Here is a 17,315-nt window from a genome sequence, read left to right as displayed (position 1 = left end):
ACAGGCTGTCCCTGACCGGGCGGCCGCGCATCCTCATCCCTGGCCGTACGGTTCCCCGGCGTCGCCATGGTCCTGTTCACTGTCGCTTCCACCGCCTTCAGGACACGAGGCCGCGGGGGCGCGCGGCGCGCTTCTGCGGTGGGCGGGATTGCTGTTCTGCGCGGATGTCGAGCTGGATGCCGGCCAGGAGTCGTTTGGTGATCTTCTCGCTGTCGTCGAGGAGAGCGGTGAGGGCGGCTTCACGGATGAGGTGGGACAGGCTTCCCATGACTCCGCCGGTGCGCTGGTGGAGGTAGTCGGCGTGCCGGGCCAGGGTGCCGTGGGTGTGGTGGCGCAGGCGCAGGGCGTTTTCCATGGCGGTGACCAGGTCCAGCCAGGTCGCGCGCTGTTCGGTGGTGCCGCGGGACAGGGCGGTGTTGCGGACCAGGGTGAAGCGGCCGGCGAGCTGGGCGCCGCGCGGCCCGTTGAGTAGGGGGGAGGCTTCGACGTCGACGCCGGCGTAGACAAAAGTTGCGGGAATCCTCTCGCCGAGGTGCTTCATCTGGTCGGAGGTCTCCGCGCCGGCGCGGGTGCGGGTGTCGAGCAGGTGGACGTCGTCGACGAGGACCAGCGCGGTGCCCAGCTGGCACAGCAGGTGGCAGACGGCGTCGGTGATCTGCGCCTGGTTCATCCGGACCGCGATGGGGATGCCGAGGAACCGGGCGAACTCCGATACCAGCATCTTGGGGGTGGAGGCGGGAGGCACGGCCAGGAACACCACGGGCAGCCGGTCGGTGCGGCCGGGGTGGCGGCGCTGTTCGGCGAGCTCGAAGGTGCGGCCCATTTCCAGCAGGGTGGTGGTCTTGCCGGTGGTGGGCGGCCCGGACACGATCAGCCCGCGGCGGGCGGTGCCCTGCTGGCGGCGGTTGAGGAGCATCAGCCGCCGCACCGACAGCGAGATGCGCTGCATCGCCGGGGTGGTCAGGACGACGAACCGGGAGTGGTAGTCCAGACGTTCCTCAAGCGACCAGTCTTCGTCCCCGGTGTGCGGGGGCTGCAGCGGGGGAGTGCCGACGAACTGCTGCCAGCCCTCCCGCGTGGTCGGCGGCGCATACGCCGCCATCTGCTGCTCCTGGTCCGGGACGGGACCGGCTTCGGCGACTGCTGTTACCACTGGGCTGCCTCCTGGCGGGCGTCGTAGATCCGGGACGGGCGGGGGATCGCGGCCGGCCCGGGTGGTGGTTCGTGCCCGGCGGGAGCGCCGCCGGCATCATCCGGTGAGCCGAAAGGGTCGTCGTCCTCGTCCCAACCGTCCTCGAACTCCTCGCCCGCAGGCACCTCCTCGCCGTCGGGCTCGTCGAGGCCAGGTGGGGTGAAGGTGCCGACCAGGCTGTAGGACAGGGTCGGGGCCGTGAGTAGGCCGGGTGGATCGGGCTGGTGCGGAGTGGGCCCGGCCAGCGATGCTGCGGCGCCGGCGCGTGCTGCGACGGTCCGATCGCGGCGGGTGCCTTCCCCGTTGCCGGCCCGCCGTAGGAGGCGGTCCAGGGCCTGGGCGAGCTGCTGCTCGTGCTCGTCGCGGTCGCTGCGGCGCTCGACGGTTGCGCGGATGTGCCGCCAGGTGAAGTCGGTGAAGGGCAGGCTGACCCGCTCCTTGTGGATCCACGGGATCTCCTGCCAGCCGTCGGGCAGCCGTACCCAGATCTGATGGGGGTCGTAGGGGTTGTGGTGGATCTCCCACATCCCGTCCCAGGCTGTCGACTTGAACCCGCGGTGCGGGTTGAGGACCTTGTGGTCGTAGGTGCGGTAGTCGAAGCGGATGCCGTAGTCGTTGATGCCCAGCCGCTTGACCGGCATGAGCTCGATGTAGTTCTCCGCGCTCAGCAGCACCGGGACATAGCCGGTCACGCCGACCAGCGCGGCCCACATCTCGTTCGGTGACACCGGGAGCTTGGGCGCCAGCGGATGGCGCAGTGACGCGTGTTGGCGGTGCTGCCAGTCGGTGACCAGCCACTCGTCCAGCAGGTCCTGCAACTGGGGAAGGGTCCAGCACGCCTCGTCCTCGACGGCCTTGCCGCGCTCGGTGACGTTCGAGCCGGTGTAGCCGGCCACGTACTGCGAGAACCGGGCGCCGATGGTGCGGAACATCCTCTCGACATTCCCTTTGGCCGGGCCGTTGGCCGGCGGCGCCGGCTGCACCGACACCCCAGGCTGTCGCACGCCGCAGTGAACGAGGCGGAGATGAACACCGAACCCTGGTCGACGACCACCGTCTCCGGCATGATCACCGGACGGGCTGCCGCCCCCTCCAGCCGCGCGTCCAATGACACCAGGCGTTGGTAGGGGATGACCGAGCGCGACATCGCCAGCGCGGCTTCCCATCCAGGGCGCATCCGCATGGGTGTCGCCATCTGCGCCAGCAGGATCGCCGCGTCCACCGACCCGGTGCCCATTGGCCGCAGCACCGTCGCGCAGATACTGCGCGTCGCCACGTCCAGGCCAATCGTCAGCTCGGCCTTACCCGTGACCCCGTCGGCCAGGACCACCATCACGTCCAACGGGGTGCTGTCCAGCATCACCAGCTCACCGGGCCGCAGCGCCACTGTCGGGGTGAACGGCGGAGCCGGCCGTGAGGAATGCATTCGCCGCTGCGCCGCTGTGCCCAGCAGCCCCTGACGGTCCGCGAGGGCGTGCACCAGCCGGTTGAACGTCGAGGCCGGAGGCACCTGCACCGCCCCCACCCCGTGGGCGTCCTCCAGGATCCAGCCGACGGTGCGCCGCAGCCGGCTCAGCGTCCCGGTCGACCGCTCCTTCTGCGCCTGGAGCGCCTGCTCGATCGCGGCGACCACCCGCTCGTCGGCCCGCCCCACCGGTGAGCGCGGGCGGGCGGCCCGGCCGTCCACCAGCCCCCACAGTCCGTCCTCCCGGTAGCGGGCCCGCATCCGCCGCACCGTCACCGCACTGGCCGGCTGCCCGGCCGCCGTCAGTTCGGCGGCCTTGGCCTCCTCCCGCTCCGCCATGCTGCGCCGCGCGGGATCGAACTCGGGGCGCGGCACCTGGTCCTGTCCCGGGACGGGGCACCCGGTCTCGACCTCACGCACATGCCGCTCCCAGGCATACGCCCGCGCCCGCACCTGTTCCGGGAGTTCCTCCAGGAGCCCGAACGGCGGCACACTGCGCTGCGGGGCGCCCACCACTTCGAAGTCGGGGTCGGCGAAGAGGAAGTTCGCCAGGACCGTGGCCACGGAGTTGTCCGCGTCGATCAGCTTTACGCACGGCCCTTCCAGCATGACGACCGTCCACGTCCGCTTCGCGAACCGCACGTGTGTTCCGGGCTCCAGCACCACGGCGCTCATCCCTGCTCCCGGCCGGGGCTGCCTGCCGTCACGGTCACCCGCTCGTGCAGGGGCTCTTCCAGGGGAGCCGACAACTCCCCGTGCCACAGCGCGTGGAAGACCACCGGGAAGACCTGGACCGGATCGCCGAGTTCACGCACCCCCTCGATCAGCGGTAGCGGCCGCCGGAAGGCCTCGGCCGCGCGCCTGGCCAATTCTCCGCCCCTGTAGTGGGGGTGCCGGTACCCGGCCAGCCAGCGCAGATTGGCCGCCAGAACCGGATCCGGGGGCCGCAGGACCTGGTACTGCCAGCCCACTGCCGCGGCCGCGGCCTCCATCACCGCCGCCCGGGCGGCCAGGCGCGGCGAGATGTCCCCGTGCCCGGCGCAGTCCGCCAGTAGACCCCTGCCGTCCGTGAGACGGGCCATCAGATGCGGTGCGTGCCGCACCCGGCCCCCGTCAGGCTCACGCCAGGTGAGTTCCACCGGGCGGCACGCAATGGCCACCATGCGAGGATCATGGTCCAGCAGCATTACCTGGGTCCGCATCACTCCGGACGCGTAGTGCACCAGCCGGCCGTCGGTCGCCGACCACCACCACCCCGGCGCCATCCGCTTGCCGTGCCGCACCGGAAACCGGCGCACCGGGCCGCAGTCCTCCAGGCAGACACCGCGCGCGGCGTCCGGCCACAACGTCCGCTGCTCGTTTCCCGCATGGTCGATGAACCGGGCCTCCAGCCGGTCGTCGATCCCGACCGATAACTCCGCGGCCGCCTCTTCATCTTCCGGTATCTCGTCTGACATCCCAGCGGGGTGACCGGGTGTGCGAGCCGGCTCGCGGCCTGCTGCCGGTGGCGGCTGGTCGCATCCTCCGTCTGCCGGACCCGTGGCCCGAAGACTGGCCTCCACTGCGGCCTGCACACCGCCCTGAGCTCCCACTTTTTGCTGTAGCAGTGCGGGTAAGGCGGAGCTGCCAGAGGCCGGCGGGTGGTGCGTGTCGATCATGTGCTCCAGTCAAGCGTGCCCGTGCGCGCGGACCGCCGAATCCGGCCAACTTCCGCCGCACACCGACCGGTTCGCCAAGGCTGCCGATGATCGCGTAGGGCGGCTGCCGGTGTCAGTGCAGACCCCTGCCCTGGCGTACACCGCTCACCCCGAGGCGCCCGGGCGCGTCCGCACTCACCCCGGCGGTGGGGGCGCGGCGGTGTATGCGGCGGCGGCGCGGCCGTGCCGGTCGCGGAACAGCCGCCGGATCATGGGCGCGGTAGCCGCGGCCGTCCCGGCACCGCCAGTGCCGCCGTGGCCGCGTTCGGCTGCCGCCTGTTCGGCCAGGGCGCGCAGTTGGACCCGGGTTGAGGCGGGGCGGTGGTCGGCGCGCAGCCACCACGGGTCCAGGCCGTACCCGCGGGGATCCTGCTGCCCGCGGCGGATGCGGGTGAATGCACCCATGCAGTCCAGCAGCGGCCCGGCGTGCAGCGGCCCGCCCAGCACCAGCCCCCGCTGCGGGGCCTGGCCAGTGTCGGCAACCCAGGGCCGCCCCAGCCGGCTTGCGAGTTCGCGGAAGAACGCCCCGTCCGGCCGGAACGGGCGCACCGGCCCGCCCGCCCCGTGGTCCTCCCAGATCCGCTCCTGCATGCCGGGATCGAGCAGCACGTGCGCGAGCGCCACTGTCTCGGGGAAGACGACCGTGTCGCGGGCGATGATCCGCCACCACCAAAACCGCGGCCCTGCGTCCCCGCCGGCGACCGCATGAAGGCGGGCCGGCCAGATCCGCTCCCGCTCCCACTGCAGGGCCTGCTCCCACCACGCACACAGCACCGCGTGGGCCATGGCGAACACCCGGCCCGGATCGGCCCCGGCCGCGGCTGCGGTCCGGGCGACCTTCGGCCAGGCCCGCTGCGCCGCGGCAATCTCCGGGGCAGCCCGCAGGTCGAGGTGGTGGTGGCGGTGGCCGTCCCCGGCGGTGAGCATCCACCGCTGGTGGCGGGCACAGGCCCGCTGCCACGGTGCGACGTACCGCACCACCACGGCTTCCCTGCCGGTGCGGGCCGCCGTGCACAGCCGACATCCGTACGCCACCGGCCCGTGCTCGCCGGCCGAGGCGACCTTCCACCGGCCTGCCGGTCTGCCGGAACCGGCGGTCTGGTCCGGAGTGCCTGATTGCGGCTCGTCGTTGAACGCGGTCAGTGCCCGGGCCAGATCGTGCTCGCCGACTCCGCCCAGCTGGGCGAGTAGCTGCCGGCCCGCCGGGCTCAGCAGCACTTCGGCGTCGTCGCGCGGACCGGCCTCGTCCCGCGGCCGGGACCCGGTCCAAACCCACCAGGGCAGCAGCGCGGAGGGTTCCATGCCGTAGCGCCCGGCGAGCCGGCCCAGGTACGACCAGGTCGTCTCGCAGGTCACCGGAGCGATCCGCAGCACACCTGGTGGCGGCATTTGTCCGCTCTCCTTGCCGGCTTTCGTCGCGTGTCTCCTGCGTGTGGGCGTGGTCTGCCCGGCGCAGCTCTGCCGGGGCTCATACGTGCTGCCCGTTGCCTGACCGATGAGGCGGGGCGCAACGGGCGTTGCGGCGGCTGGTCAGTTCTGCGCCGGTGCGGCGTCGGGCGGCGGTATTCGGGGTGGCTGCCGGCTGCTTGCTCCGGCAGCGGGTCCGGCTGGCTGCCGGGCGGTGAGACGGTTGGTGAGGTGGATGGTGGCGAGGTACCAGTAGAAGATCCATTCGAGGTAGAGGCCGGCGTCGTAGTCGCGGCGCTGGTCGGCTTTCTGGTGGCGGATGGCGAAGCCGTTGGCGATGGTGAACAGGGCGCCTTCGTCTTTGCTGAGCAGTTCGGTCTTGAGCAGGCTGCGGCGGCGCTCCAGGATTCCGGCCAGGGCTATTACCGCGTGGCGCCGTTCCAGGACGGTGGCGTGTCGGCCGCGGAACTGCTGCAGCGCGTGGTGCAGTTCGTCGGTGTCGGCCGCGTGGACAGCGGGTACGGTTTGGACGGCGCGGGCCAGCGCCTCGACGCCGGCGGGGGCCGACTGCTCCAGCCGCCCGGTTTCGCCCAGGGTGACGTGCAGGTCGCTGGCGTGCAGGACCTCGTTGATGCGCCAGCGGTAGACCTGCAGGCCTCGCACGGCGTCGAAGTCGAGGTAGTGCATGCCGCAGTCGAAGTTGGTGTGGTCCCGGGTATGTCGGCTCACTCAGAATGGGGCAGATGAATGATCAATCTAGTCTCTGACCTGGCATGCCCCAGATCCTGAGAATCCTGGGAGTGATTTCGAGTAGGCACGGTGAACAGCGATGCGTGGGTCGGCTCGTCGGAGATCTGGTGGGTCACTGTCCTCTGACCTGTGGTGCCCCAGATGCTGAGAATCCGCCTCAATCTTGATGAGGGGACCTCTAAGTCGGCGCTTCTTGGGGGAGTTGGTGAGTCTATAGGGCTGGGTCGGGGGGCTTGGTGCGCCGCGAATGGGGGTCTTCTTGCGTTTTGGGCGTTTAGGTCTACCTGTTCTGATCTTGGTAGCGACCAGCTTGGGCGGGGGTGAGGATCGTCCCGGCTCCGAGGGCGGACAACGCCTGGCGCGTGCGGTCTTTGAAGAACGCCTTGTCTGAGGTCACGAATACGTCGGCTCGGGCGTGGATATGCGTCTGTAGGCCGAGGCCGTCCAGGCGGCGGTTGCGCCACTTGTGTTCGGCTCTGGAGCGGTCTTCGCCTTGAAGGTCGGAAGGCACTGCTTCCCCGTAATCGTAAGGGGATACGAACAGCGCTTGGTGGATACGGCGGCCCTCTTCTTCGTCGTCATCCCCGGCAAACACGCACCAGTCGGAGTAGGTGAGGTCGAAGGCTGCTGGCGGTTTCAGGATGGGCAGGTGGTCCAGGCCGACTGCTGCCAGGCGGCTGAGGAAGGCCCCGAAATTCGGCAGGTAGGTGCCGTCGAGTTGCCGTTCGGCGGCAGTGGTCGCGACGATCCGGACGACGAGCTCGCCCGCGTGGTGGCGGGCCAGTAGCGCCCGCACCCCGGGTGCGGTGTCCAGGCGGTCTTCTTCCAGTGCTATCAGGCAGTTGGTATCCAGCGTGAAGGCCAGCACAAGCCGATGCTCTCACCGGTGTCGGCGAGGGGGTGCATCACGGGGTCAGCCCCCGCGCGGCGTTGGGGCGGCGCCACCAGTCGCCGGTGGCGTAGCGGCGCTCCAGGACCTCCAGGACCACTTCGTCGGCGGGCCGGTCGAATCCGTTGTCTACGAAAGCAACCCGGTGGCACAGTGCGGAGCTCTCATCGGCGCTGTAGTTTTGCCACTTCCCGTCGAGGTGCCGCCGATCGGGGCGGATGACATCGAGCAGCTCGAAAGCGTCCAGTTGCTGGTGGGTCTCGTAGGTCTCCCTGCCCAGCCCGTAGATACCTTGCCGCTCTTTGCTGGCCACGTGAGTGATGTTGAGGTTGTTGACCGACTGACCGGCCACTTTGGTCCGGTCGAACCACATCAGCAGCGCGGCTATCTCGCTGTTGGTGAGTACGTGCACCCACCCTTGTGTGAAGAACTCGACCGGGATCTCGAAGACCGCCTCGTTCGCGGCCGGCACGGTGTACGCCACGTCGACGGCCTCGTCGCTCTGGCCGAGTTCGGACAGGATCACGAAGCCCTGACGCGAGCGCCCTTTCCCCTTCAGCGGCCGGACCAGGTTGAGCCCTTCCAACTTGTTCAGTGCCTCGGTGATCTGACGTCGCTTGTTGGTCTTGGCCGACGCTCCCTGGATCCCTGCCCCGTTGTACCGCGCCACGGTGCCGACCAGCCCCATCCATGACTGTTCGGGCCGTCCGGACGAAGCGGGTTCCACGGGGAAGGGGCTGTTCCACGGTTTGCCGGCCTTGGCTGCGCACTGCGCTGCGAAGAGCAGGACCAGGTGGAGCTTCAGGGCGACGCCCTTGGGCGTGAGCATTCTTGCTGCGGGTGGCCGGTCCTGCAGCGGCAGGGGAGTGCGCTCGTCCTCCACGTCCATCCGGGTCGCCCGGGCGACGTACGGCCGTCTGATCCTCACAGGTGCCGGCTGCAGTCCCTGCGACCAGACCGCCTGGGCGGAACGCGTCACGGCGCGGAACTCGCCCTCCCGCATGACCTGCAGGTTCGTCAGACGGGTGGCCACCGAGGCATCCCGCTTGGGCACGAGCTTCACATCAGCCCCCCGAAAGAACGCTACGGATTGATCCTCATGGCGGCTGATTCATCTATCTCGCTTCATTGATCTATGACTCAGCTCATACGGATCAATCCGTATCTGAGGGTACCGCACGGGGACTTGGGGCGAACGCACCATGGATCCAAGGCCCGGAACTCCTCCGGGCCAGGGCGGGCCTGTGGCCCGCTCCCACGTGCAGGCGCCGGGGCGACCCGCCGGTCAAGCAGCGCCCCGGGCCCGCAGCAGATCCCTGGAGGATGAAGCTGAACGACGAAGAAGAGCCGAACAGCTCTGCCAAGACTACGGACGACAGCGCCCTGGGCAAACCGCGTGACGCGTGGTGGCTGCCCGATCCCGGCACCCGCCTGGGGGCGATCTTCTACGCGGTGTACGGCGGCGTAGTGGTGTGGCTGGTCTGCGAGGTCCTGCCCCACCACCTCGTCATAGGCTGGCGCTGACTACCCCGCCCGGGGCGATCAGCGTCCGTACGGATCCCCGCGGCGGCACCATCGTCGCGGGGACCGCGATCCATCGGACACGGCCGGACGGGGCAGTGTGATCACCGTAGGACGGTGACGGCCAGGGGAGATCCACACCACACGCGGGGTCGGCAAGGGGCGTCTGGCGTGTGCCCTTTTCGCGGAAAGGCCACCGGCGGCGCTCTCCTGGCCGCCCTGTGGGCCTACGGCCCCGCGGACTTCGCCGACTTTGACGCCCGCACCACCGACCTGCTGCGCTCCGGCCTGCAACGGGCCATCGCGCGCCAGGCGTTCACGCCCTCCGCGGTGCTGCGCAACCTCACCGCAGCCACTCGCGCGGCCGCCCGCGGGCTGTTCTCCGACAGAGGCGCCATCAGCGTCGCCCGCCCCGTCAACCGCACCGACGCTCTGGCTACCGTCCTGGCCCACCAAGTCTTCGGCGCCCGGACCATGGACGACGTCACCCACCCCGGCCTCGACGTCGTCCTCACCGCCACCGACCTGGCCACCACCAACGCGGTCCGCTTCGGCAGCGTCCGCAGCGGCTGCTCGCGCTACGGCACCATCGCCGAACCCATCCACATCGCAACTGCCGTCGCCGCCTCGGCCGCCCACCCCGGCCCTCCTGCCGGCGCTCGAGCGCACCTTCACCTTCCAGCACCGCAACGGGCACCACCAGCGGCACACCGTGCTGCTCACCGACGGCGGCGTGTACGACAATCTCGGCCTGTCGGTCCTCGAGCCCGGCCGGTCACCGCAGCACACCCAGCATGTCTACGACGTGCCCTTCATCATCTCGTGCGACGCGGGCATGGGCGAACTGACGGTGAAGGCACCGCACTTCATGCTCGGCCGCCTGCGCCGCTCCTTCGATACCGTGCACCGCAAGGCGCAGGACTCCGCCCGGGCCCGCCTGCACGAATGGGCCGCCAGTGGGCGCATCGACGGCTTCGCCCTGGCCTACCTCGGGATGAAGGACGACCGCCTGCCCGCGCCACCCCGTGACCTCGTCCCGCACGGCGCCGTCGCCACCTACCCGACCAACTTCGCCGCCATGACTCGCACTGACCTCGATGCGTTCCGTCCTGCCGATGTACATGCGTCCCGCAGCCCGCTGAAACGGACGCGGGCACCGGCACTGTGGCAGACCTTCCTGTACCCCCGGGCGGGCGCGAGACCCCCCGGGGGCAGACGGGTCAGGTGATGTCGTCGACCTCCCAGCCGGGCGGGAGATGGCTGAGCCCCAGACGCGTGTGGATGCCGAGGTGGTCGCGCAGCAGCGTTCTCAGGGCCCGGCCGTCCACGAGGCTGATCCGTCCGGAGCGCTGGGCGAAGGCATGGCTGTCTGCTCCGAACCAACTGGTGGTGACCAGGATGCCGCGGTCAGCCTGGACATCGAGCATGTGCCCTGCGAGGGCTTGGACGGCCTCAAGGGCCATACGGTGCCGGTAGCAGCGGGCCTGGAGGGCCCAGCGCTCTGTCGCATGGGGTCTGTCACGGAAGACCACGGTTCCTCGTCCGGGCCCGATCAGCACCTTTGGTGCGTCGGTGCCATGACCGTGATGGTCCATGTAGAGACGGTGGACGAGATCCTCCAACTCCTCGGGTGTCAGGCGCGCGAGATCGATGCGGTCGTCGGCGGGGACGCCGGCAGGGCTCAGCGTGTCGTGCATGCGGGCGGCGGCGTACCACTTGTCGTCGCTTTGGTAAGCCGGGTCTCCCTGGTGGAAGCGGTCCGCCCAGGCTGCGGCAGCCTCGTGCAGGGCCTTGAAGCCGTCTCCGGGAATCAGGCTCCGCAGGCCGGGGTCGTTCCTGCGGAAGCCGGCATAGAGCATGGCCAGGGGGCTGGTGTTGGGCGCGTACCCCAACCGCTTGGCCCGCATGGCAGACAGCGGTCCCTGGCCGCGAATGACGTCGACGACCGCACGCCACTCAGGCCCGTCGTAGTGGAAGGCCGTGCCGCTGGCGGTGACGGGAACGTGGTCGCAGTGGATCTCACCGACCAGCCGGCCTTTCAGCGGCGGATCCACCGGGTACTCGGCTATCTCCTGGCCGGAGTCGTCCCGCCAGGAGAACAGGCGCTTGTCCCTGCTGAGGATCTTCCGGCCGTGGGAGTAGAAGTCGATACCGAAGTCGGTCCGGTGCAGGTAGCGCTGAACGCCGAGCCACCCCCGCACCCGGTGGACGATCCGGTCGAGCCGCGTTCCTTGGCACTGCAGGCAGCAAGGCGAGCCGAAGGGGCCGGTGGCATGGCAGTCCCGGCACTGGTACAGCGTGGCCAGCACCGTGTCGACCTTCTGTATCGCACTGATCTCGCTGCCCTGCCGCTCCACGGAGCGGTTCTCGCCCCACACGCAGGGCTTGCGGGGAACCACCTGTTTGCGGGACACCGTCAGGCTTACCTGGCCCTCGCGCAGCAGCTGGCTGTAGAAGTCCCCAAGACGGTGCCACAGTTCGCGCTGCTTGTCCGGGGCCCATGGACGCGGCCGCAGGGCTCCGACGGTGATGCGGGTGCCGTATTCGCCGGCCGCTGCCTTGGACTCCGTGGTGAGCGGAACTGACCAGGAGGAGCCAGTGGCGAGGGCGGTGAGGTCGCAGGTGACGACGGTCCACGCCGCATCGGATGCCGCAGCGGTGCGCAGTGTGAAACGGGAGCCCAGTCGCGCGCAGGACACGAGCAGGTTTCGGCCGGGCACGCCCTTGCGCTCGTCCGTCCAGAGCGTCAGGAGATCGCGGAGCGTTGTGTGTCCCCCGCCCAGCGCGGGGCCGGAGATGGTGACGGTGTCCTGTCCGCGGACCGGATCGTGCTGGAAGTCGACGGTGACGCGGGCGGCCTCGCCCGTTGCGTTGCCGCCGTGGCTCAAGGTGACGTCCACGAGTTCGGCCACGGCGCGCCATGGGGGCAGCGAAGCGCCAGCCAGTGCCAACAGCAGGGCGGGAGCCGGTGTCACTGAAAATGACTGCGCCGGGGCCGTGATCTCGCGTGCGCTGCGGGAGAGAGCGTCGGCCCGGTCCCAGGCCGCACCCCATGCAGCGGCCTGATCGGCTCCCACGCCCACGACCTCGGCGAACGTCACCACCAGTGCCCGGCGTGGGGGCGAATCCCCGCGAAGGGCACTGGACAAGGTGGTACGTGCCAGCTTCCCCGCTGCCCGGGCTTCCAACTCCCGCAGGGTCGGCCCGCCCGCCACGGCCCGCAGGCGTGTCATAGCGCTGCGCAAGTCCTCGAAGGTGTCGACCTGGTGGACGGTGACCACCTCGGGGTCCTGGTCGGCCCCCTCCAGAGCCGCCTTGGCTTGCAGCCACAGGTGCCTGGCCTCGCCCACGTCCGCTCCGCAGGCGCGGGCGAACGCCTCCACCACCGGCCAGGACGAGCGCGAGCCGCTGGCCGCCCGCTGGAGCGAGCCCCTGCTGCGGCCTGTGGCCTGGGCAAGCTGCCGGTAGGTGAGCCTGGACAGGCGGCGCGATCGCCGTAGCCACCGCGCCACCTCCACCATCTCCGGGACCCGGACCACAAGTTGCTGTTCACGTCGCCCCGTCATGGCCCGGGCCGACTCTCAGGTGCGGTCGTGTGCCGGCGGCATCACTGCGGCCACCGCCAAAGCAGCCGCCGTCTCGGCCAGGACCGAGTCAACCGCTCCCTGCCAAGCCGAAGCCGAGCCCATCATGCCCAGCACCACAATCAGCACGGCGACGACCGCCACAGCACCAGACCGCGGACGCGGTGCCGGTGTACCGTTCCCGACGCACAACACAGGTTTACTCATGCGTGAACTCCCTTGGACGACCTCGGACATGCGTGCCCATCACGGGCGGGAGGTTTGGGGCCAGCCCGCCGCTGCACACCTCCGGATACTGCCGGAACGAAGCCCGTCTGCTCCAACCGGAAGGCGAAGTTCCGGGAATTGTCCCACCCTTGTCCGAGCCTTGGCCCGTAGACGTATTCCCTGCTCAGATGTCTGTCAGAGCAAGGGCAGCAGCAGTCAAGCGCCGTTGTCCTGCTCTTGTCCGGGCTGGGAGTTGCTTCCCTCACCCGGCGTGCGCCATCGTGGGACAGGACCCGGCACCTCGGACAACGCTGTGCACGGAACCCGGGCCGACGCGCATTTGGGGTGCGCCCGGCCAGGTGGGAGGCCGCACGCTGAGCGTGCGGCCTCCCACCATGAAGTCACCGGTGCTCTCCACGACTGCGGCGGTCACGGCTGTCGAGCTGGGTTTGAGCGGTTTGGGCGGAGTGTCAGACTGTTCTGGGATGATAAGGCGGTGTCCAGTTCTACTGAGCGACTCTTCCAGGACGCGGTGGCGTCCGGACTCCGCAACCGCGACACCATCGAGTTGGCGCGTCACCACTGCCTGAACATGACCTTCACTCAGTGCGGGGGGCGGGGCCTGGTCGAGGCGCAGACCGGCTTGCCGGTCAACATGCGGCAGGTGGGCTGTCTGGTCGCCCACGGGAATGCATCGTCGGGCCTCGAGTCGATCGCGACAGATTTCTACCGGGACCATTGCATCGGATGCGAGTACCGTCGGCCCACGGGGGAGGTCCCGAATCTGGCTACGCTCGTTGAGGAGCGTGACGCGGAGGCTGCGCGTGCTGCCGAGGAGCGGCAGGCGCAGACTCGAGCGCAGCGTGAGGCCTGGGCGCAGCGCACAGAGCATCGCCGCGGGCTCGTCGCGTCGTCCGACCCGGCGATGGTCGGTGCGCTCGATGACATCGCCGTGTTGGACGGCGAGCCGGGGCGGGATCGCGACGAAACAATGTACGGCGCGGCGCTGGAGCGTCTGAACGCGTTGGCGCAGCGGTCGCCGGAGATGTTCAGCGGTGAAGTTGTCGATGTGGCCCTGAGTCTTGCCGGGACGTGTGACGTCACTGCTGTGCTGACCCCACTGCGGCATCTGGCCCGGCGCCGGGCCGAGTTCGCCCCGGCCGGTGCTCGATGCGGCGCTGACCGTACTGAGACAGCGCCCCGTGGTGGATGCGGGGCGCTGCCTGGCCGACATGCCCGATCTGGCGCGTGCTGAGGACTTCGATGCAGGCGTCGTCCGTCATCTGATCTACCTTGCCGAGCCTCATACAGACCGGATCGTGGCACGCCACCGCGGCGGTGCCGGTGATGCCAGCGGTCTGCGGGTGGCGGCGGTCGTCCTGGCCTCAGTCGACGGGCAGATGATCACAGGCCCGCAGGTTCTGCGGACCGCGACCGTCTACGAACTGGGCCTGCAGGTCCAGGCAGGACCGTGGCCGCAGTGGGCGGACCGACTGGATGCCGAACTCCTCAGCCAGTTCACCGCTGGCGAGGTCGAAGCCCCCGTCTACTCCTGGCCGCGACCGCCGGACCCCCAACAGGACACCACACTGTCCGGCACCGGCACGCTGATCCTGCGGTTCTCCCTGCCCGCAGGCATGCCTGCGCCGCCCTTCCGCCTCGCCCTGCGCTGGCGCGGAACCCGAGACGGCAAACCGGCCAGCCAGATCCTGGACGTCGCGGGACACCGGGAGATCCGACTGCGCCCCTTCGATGCTTCCCGCGACTACCTGACCAGCTTCCCCGTCTTCGACGAACGGTTGCTGGCCCTGTACGAGAAGCTGCACGCGGCCCGCTACGACGAACAACACCTTCAGGCCTTCTGCCGCCTGTTCACCGCGATCTGCCGCACTGGGCTGACCATGACCTGGAACAAGCAGTACAAACGCGGCGCCAGGATCACCGAGCGCAAGTTCCACGACGACCTCTACGCCGCTCTGCAGGCCGAACCTGAGCTCGGTGGCCGCTTGGAACGCGGATCCCCCTGGCCCTGGGCTTCCTCGACGTCCGTCACGACGCCATCACCGCCGAACTGAAAGTGGAACGCACCACCGAGGTCACGCAGGAGCGGGCGCCCAAGTACATGGGCCAACCCACGCAGTACGCAGCAGGCGACGGCGCCCGGCTGTCCATTTTGTGCATCCTGGACATTAGCCCCAAAAAATCCCCCATTGGCACACCCGAGAACTACCTGTTCACCCTCACCCCAGCGCTCCATGGCCTGGACAACCCCGAAGCCCCCTCCCTGGTGGCGGTGATTGTCGTCAACGGCAACCTGCCTGCGCCGAGTTGGTGGTCCCGCCGGAAGCCGCCCCTTCAGCCCCCGGCGCCGTGACCTGTGAAGTCCCCGCTCCCGATCAGGTTCGCCTGCCCGAACGGGTGCTGGCCATGATCCGCAACGATGTCACGGAGCCGCCCGACGATCGCGCGGCCGGCGCTGTGCTGATCGACCTCACGGACTGAAGTCGTCCTGCGGGCTGCCCCAGTACGGCCGTTGGACACCGTGTTCCTGCCTCGGAGTCTTCTTCCCGACGGCGTGGGAACAAGCGGTGCCGCTCAGCAGGTTCCGGGGCGCGCCGTCCGGGAGGGGTGGTGGCTACCGGTCGCCGAAGTCCCGATCGAATGCCTGGGCGACGCCAGGCTCGCTGATGGTGCACCGGAAGGTCGTCGCAGCGGTGTCCAGCAGTTCAGCGTGTTCCGCTGCGTCCACAAGGCTGGCGAGGTACGCATGCACGGACAGCCCGCGTGCCTGGGCCGGTGATTTGAGGCGGCCTCGGGTCGCCGCGTCGATCTTGAGAGTGGTGTGCTTCATGCATCTCCGTAGTTGTCGGGGAGACCGCGCCGGATGAGGCGGCCAGTCCGGCTATTGGGGCGGCGCGTTGTCGCGGCCGATGTTGATGTCGTCGAGGAGGTCGCGGGTGATGGTTTCGGTGGCGTTGTCGATGGCTTCCTGGGCTGCTTGGCAGATGAGGTGGTTGAGGCTGTCGATGTAGCCGCCGGTGCGCTGGTGGAGGTACTCGCTGAGGGTGACCAGGCTGCCTTTGGTGTGCTTGAACAGGCGCAGGTCGTCGTCGAAGGCGCTGACGACGCTTTCCCATTCGGCGGGGTCCTTTGGGCTGTAGGGGATGCGGTTGACCCACAGGACGGGCAGTTCGCTGTCGTAGCCCGGTCGCCTGCCTGCGGCGTTGAGGGGCAGGGCGGCGCGCCGGGAGTCGTTGCGGGCGTCCTGGACGATGTCGCAGGCGCCGGTGCCGCAGTAGATGAACGTGGCCTGTGTCTGGTCCTGCAGTGCCTGGAAGTAGTCGAAGGCGGTGCGCAGTTCGGTCTCCCGGATGCGTTCGACACCGTCGATGAGGACCAGCCGCGTGCTGCTGTGCCGCATCACATGAGTGATGGCGATGGTCATGTCGGTGCTGCGGTAGTCCTCCCGGCCCCGGCCCGTGGGGCGGGTGTGGTCCAGGCCGAGGAATTCGGCGAAGGGCAGGGACCAGTGCAGGGTGTTGTCACGGTTGGCGGGGACGTTGATGTAGATCACGGGGATCCGGTCGGGGTCGGGACCGGACATCTTCTCGATCATGCCCTGGTGACCGCGGCCGATCAGTGCCAGCAAGGTGGATTTGCCCGCGCCGCGGTCGCCGTCGATCACGGCGGTGAGGGGCCGGCCGATGGTGCGGGACCGGCCTGCGCGTAGCATCCGCCGGGCGTCGAGCAGGCCCCGGCGCAGTCCCGGGGTCATGACCGGCAGCATCTCCGCGTGGTAGGACATCCGCGGGTCGCCTGGTGCGGGAACGGTGCCCATGGGGGCGCAGTCCTGCAGGTCGGGAGCGACGACGATGCGGTGGACGAACGCGTCGAAGCCCTCCCTGGTGGACAGCAGCAGGGTGTTCGGGTCCTGTGCTGTCCGGGCCTCTGCCAGAGCGCCGGGCAGCGGGCGGATCAGGTCGTTTCGGCTCATGCGCTCTCTCCGGGTTCGTCGCTGCCGCTCTCGGGAGAGGGCTGGGCGGTGTGGGGCGGGGCGGGGCGCTTCGGGCCCGGTGAGGCGAACAGGTCGGCGGCGCTGCCGCGCAGGCTGTCTGACGAGGGCAGGGACGCGCCGGCCGTGGGCGGTGCGGTGGGGGAGTCGGCGAGTTCGGCGGGGGAGTCCGGTACGAGGACCGCGACTGCGTCGGGGTCGGTGGCTGGGCTGGTGGGCGGCTGGTCGGTGCGCTGGCCTGGCAGCAGGTCGTGGGCGGCGACGTTCAGGGACGGCGCGCGGACCACGGTGGCGGGGTCGGGAGCGGGGATGCCTTCGTACGGGTTGGGCGGGGCCGTGCGCAGTTCCAGGTGGGGGCCGGTGAACACTGTGGCGGGTTTGGGCGGGGCCGTGGGGTCGGGGCCGCGGCGGGCGCGGGCCCGCAGCCGGGAGACCTCGTGGGCGATCTCCCGCTGCTGGGTGGCGTAGCCGCCGGCGGCCATGACCACGGAGGTGGCCTGCTCCCACAGATACTGCGACCAGTTGTCCCCGATCAGGCGCTGGTGGATGAACTCCGCCTCGACCCAGGTGTCGGTGCGGTGGTCCCACAGC

17 protein-coding genes and 1 pseudogene are annotated in these 17,315 nt (G+C 69.7%); 6 read left to right on the top strand and 12 right to left on the bottom strand.

What is annotated here, in order from left to right; translation table 11 throughout:
* Window positions 1-97: 97 nt before the first annotated feature.
* The 7 genes from OG519_RS00090 to OG519_RS00060 form a co-directional block, all read right to left on the bottom strand.
* A complete protein-coding gene (locus OG519_RS00090; protein WP_405577129.1) occupies window positions 98-1,102 on the bottom strand; it encodes a TniB family NTP-binding protein in 1,005 nt (334 codons plus the stop codon).
* A 778-nt stretch (window positions 1,103-1,880) separates the two neighbouring features.
* The gene (locus tag OG519_RS00085; RefSeq protein WP_405577127.1) at window positions 1,881-3,332 is read right to left on the bottom strand and encodes a hypothetical protein; all 1,452 of its coding nucleotides are present in this window, start codon (window positions 3,330-3,332) and stop codon (window positions 1,881-1,883) included.
* Complete coding sequence (locus OG519_RS00080) at window positions 3,329-4,114, bottom strand: TnsA-like heteromeric transposase endonuclease subunit (protein WP_405577125.1); 786 nt, start codon at window positions 4,112-4,114, stop codon at window positions 3,329-3,331. Before OG519_RS00080 ends, OG519_RS00085 begins: the two co-directional genes overlap by 4 nt.
* Window positions 4,115-4,489: 375 nt before the next feature.
* A complete protein-coding gene (locus OG519_RS00075; protein ID WP_405577123.1) occupies window positions 4,490-5,743 on the bottom strand; it encodes a TniQ family protein in 1,254 nt (417 codons plus the stop codon).
* Between the two features lie 141 nt (window positions 5,744-5,884).
* Complete coding sequence (locus tag OG519_RS00070) at window positions 5,885-6,490, bottom strand: hypothetical protein (protein ID WP_405577121.1); 606 nt, start codon at window positions 6,488-6,490, stop codon at window positions 5,885-5,887.
* A 301-nt stretch (window positions 6,491-6,791) separates the two neighbouring features.
* A complete protein-coding gene (locus OG519_RS00065; RefSeq protein ID WP_405577119.1) occupies window positions 6,792-7,379 on the bottom strand; it encodes a hypothetical protein in 588 nt (195 codons plus the stop codon).
* A gap of 37 nt (window positions 7,380-7,416) precedes the next feature.
* Window positions 7,417-8,454, bottom strand: a complete 1,038-nt coding sequence (locus OG519_RS00060) for a hypothetical protein (protein WP_405577117.1) — start codon at window positions 8,452-8,454, stop codon at window positions 7,417-7,419.
* A gap of 269 nt (window positions 8,455-8,723) precedes the next feature.
* On the opposite strand from OG519_RS00060, the gene OG519_RS00055 reads away from it, so the two are divergent.
* Both OG519_RS00055 and OG519_RS00050 read left to right on the top strand, forming a co-directional pair.
* Window positions 8,724-8,924 (top strand): hypothetical protein, encoded by a 201-nt coding sequence (locus OG519_RS00055; protein ID WP_405577116.1) that lies wholly within the window; start codon window positions 8,724-8,726, stop codon window positions 8,922-8,924.
* 709 nt (window positions 8,925-9,633) lie between these two features.
* A complete protein-coding gene (locus OG519_RS00050; RefSeq protein ID WP_405577114.1) occupies window positions 9,634-10,149 on the top strand; it encodes a hypothetical protein in 516 nt (171 codons plus the stop codon).
* Here the strand turns inward: OG519_RS00050 and OG519_RS00045 are convergent.
* Together OG519_RS00045 and OG519_RS00040 are read right to left on the bottom strand one after the other, a co-directional pair.
* Window positions 10,142-12,487 carry a restriction endonuclease gene (locus OG519_RS00045; protein ID WP_405577112.1) on the bottom strand — a complete coding sequence of 782 codons (2,346 nt, stop codon included), beginning with the start codon at window positions 12,485-12,487 and terminating at the stop codon, window positions 10,142-10,144. The two genes, OG519_RS00050 and OG519_RS00045, sit on opposite strands and share 8 nt — an antisense overlap.
* A 15-nt stretch (window positions 12,488-12,502) precedes the next feature.
* Window positions 12,503-12,649, bottom strand: a complete 147-nt coding sequence (locus OG519_RS00040) for a hypothetical protein (protein WP_405577110.1) — start codon at window positions 12,647-12,649, stop codon at window positions 12,503-12,505.
* A gap of 559 nt (window positions 12,650-13,208) precedes the next feature.
* Here OG519_RS00040 and OG519_RS00035 point away from each other — a divergent pair.
* The 4 genes from OG519_RS00035 to OG519_RS00020 are packed head-to-tail and all read left to right on the top strand — an operon-like array spanning window position 13,209 to window position 15,214.
* A complete protein-coding gene (locus OG519_RS00035) occupies window positions 13,209-13,967 on the top strand; it encodes a hypothetical protein (RefSeq protein WP_405577108.1) in 759 nt (252 codons plus the stop codon).
* Entirely contained in the window at window positions 13,876-14,787 is a 912-nt protein-coding gene (locus tag OG519_RS00030) for a hypothetical protein (RefSeq protein ID WP_405577106.1), read from the top strand. Before OG519_RS00035 ends, OG519_RS00030 begins: the two co-directional genes overlap by 92 nt.
* 2 nt (window positions 14,788-14,789) lie before the next feature.
* Window positions 14,790-15,086, top strand: a complete 297-nt coding sequence (locus OG519_RS00025; RefSeq protein WP_405577104.1) for a hypothetical protein — start codon at window positions 14,790-14,792, stop codon at window positions 15,084-15,086.
* Window positions 15,083-15,214 (top strand): hypothetical protein, encoded by a 132-nt coding sequence (locus tag OG519_RS00020; protein ID WP_405577102.1) that lies wholly within the window; start codon window positions 15,083-15,085, stop codon window positions 15,212-15,214. The genes OG519_RS00025 and OG519_RS00020 overlap by 4 nt, the downstream gene beginning before the upstream one ends.
* A 133-nt stretch (window positions 15,215-15,347) precedes the next feature.
* On the opposite strand, the gene OG519_RS00015 is transcribed toward OG519_RS00020, so the two are convergent.
* The 3 genes and pseudogenes from OG519_RS00015 to OG519_RS00005 form a co-directional block, all read right to left on the bottom strand.
* On the bottom strand, window positions 15,348-15,563 hold the full coding sequence (locus OG519_RS00015) for an antitoxin MazE7 (protein WP_405577100.1): 216 nt from the start codon (window positions 15,561-15,563) through the stop codon (window positions 15,348-15,350).
* Between the two features lie 51 nt (window positions 15,564-15,614).
* Window positions 15,615-16,706, bottom strand: a complete 1,092-nt coding sequence (locus OG519_RS00010; protein WP_405577098.1) for an AAA family ATPase — start codon at window positions 16,704-16,706, stop codon at window positions 15,615-15,617.
* Window positions 16,703-17,315: pseudogene (locus OG519_RS00005) on the bottom strand (hypothetical protein); the annotation flags it as partial. The pseudogene OG519_RS00005 and the gene OG519_RS00010, both read right to left, overlap by 4 nt.

The organism is Streptomyces sp. NBC_01190, from assembly GCF_045039895.1.
Taxonomy (GTDB): Bacteria; Actinomycetota; Actinomycetes; order Streptomycetales; family Streptomycetaceae; genus Actinacidiphila.
The sequence above is the reverse complement of the archived record's forward strand: the minus strand, read 5'-3'. Positions and strand labels throughout refer to the sequence as shown.

Coding starts and splice junctions, on each gene's coding strand:
- OG519_RS00045 (WP_405577112.1), bottom strand. CDS start 12,487: ATGACGGGGCGACGTGAACAGCAACTTGTGGTCCGGGTCCCGGAGATG.
- OG519_RS00080 (WP_405577125.1), bottom strand. CDS start 4,114: ATGTCAGACGAGATACCGGAAGATGAAGAGGCGGCCGCGGAGTTATCG.
- OG519_RS00010 (WP_405577098.1), bottom strand. CDS start 16,706: ATGAGCCGAAACGACCTGATCCGCCCGCTGCCCGGCGCTCTGGCAGAG.
- OG519_RS00085 (WP_405577127.1), bottom strand. CDS start 3,332: ATGAGCGCCGTGGTGCTGGAGCCCGGAACACACGTGCGGTTCGCGAAG.
- OG519_RS00015 (WP_405577100.1), bottom strand. CDS start 15,563: ATGAAGCACACCACTCTCAAGATCGACGCGGCGACCCGAGGCCGCCTC.
- OG519_RS00090 (WP_405577129.1), bottom strand. CDS start 1,102: ATGGCGGCGTATGCGCCGCCGACCACGCGGGAGGGCTGGCAGCAGTTC.
- OG519_RS00055 (WP_405577116.1), top strand. CDS start 8,724: ATGAAGCTGAACGACGAAGAAGAGCCGAACAGCTCTGCCAAGACTACG.
- OG519_RS00075 (WP_405577123.1), bottom strand. CDS start 5,743: ATGCCGCCACCAGGTGTGCTGCGGATCGCTCCGGTGACCTGCGAGACG.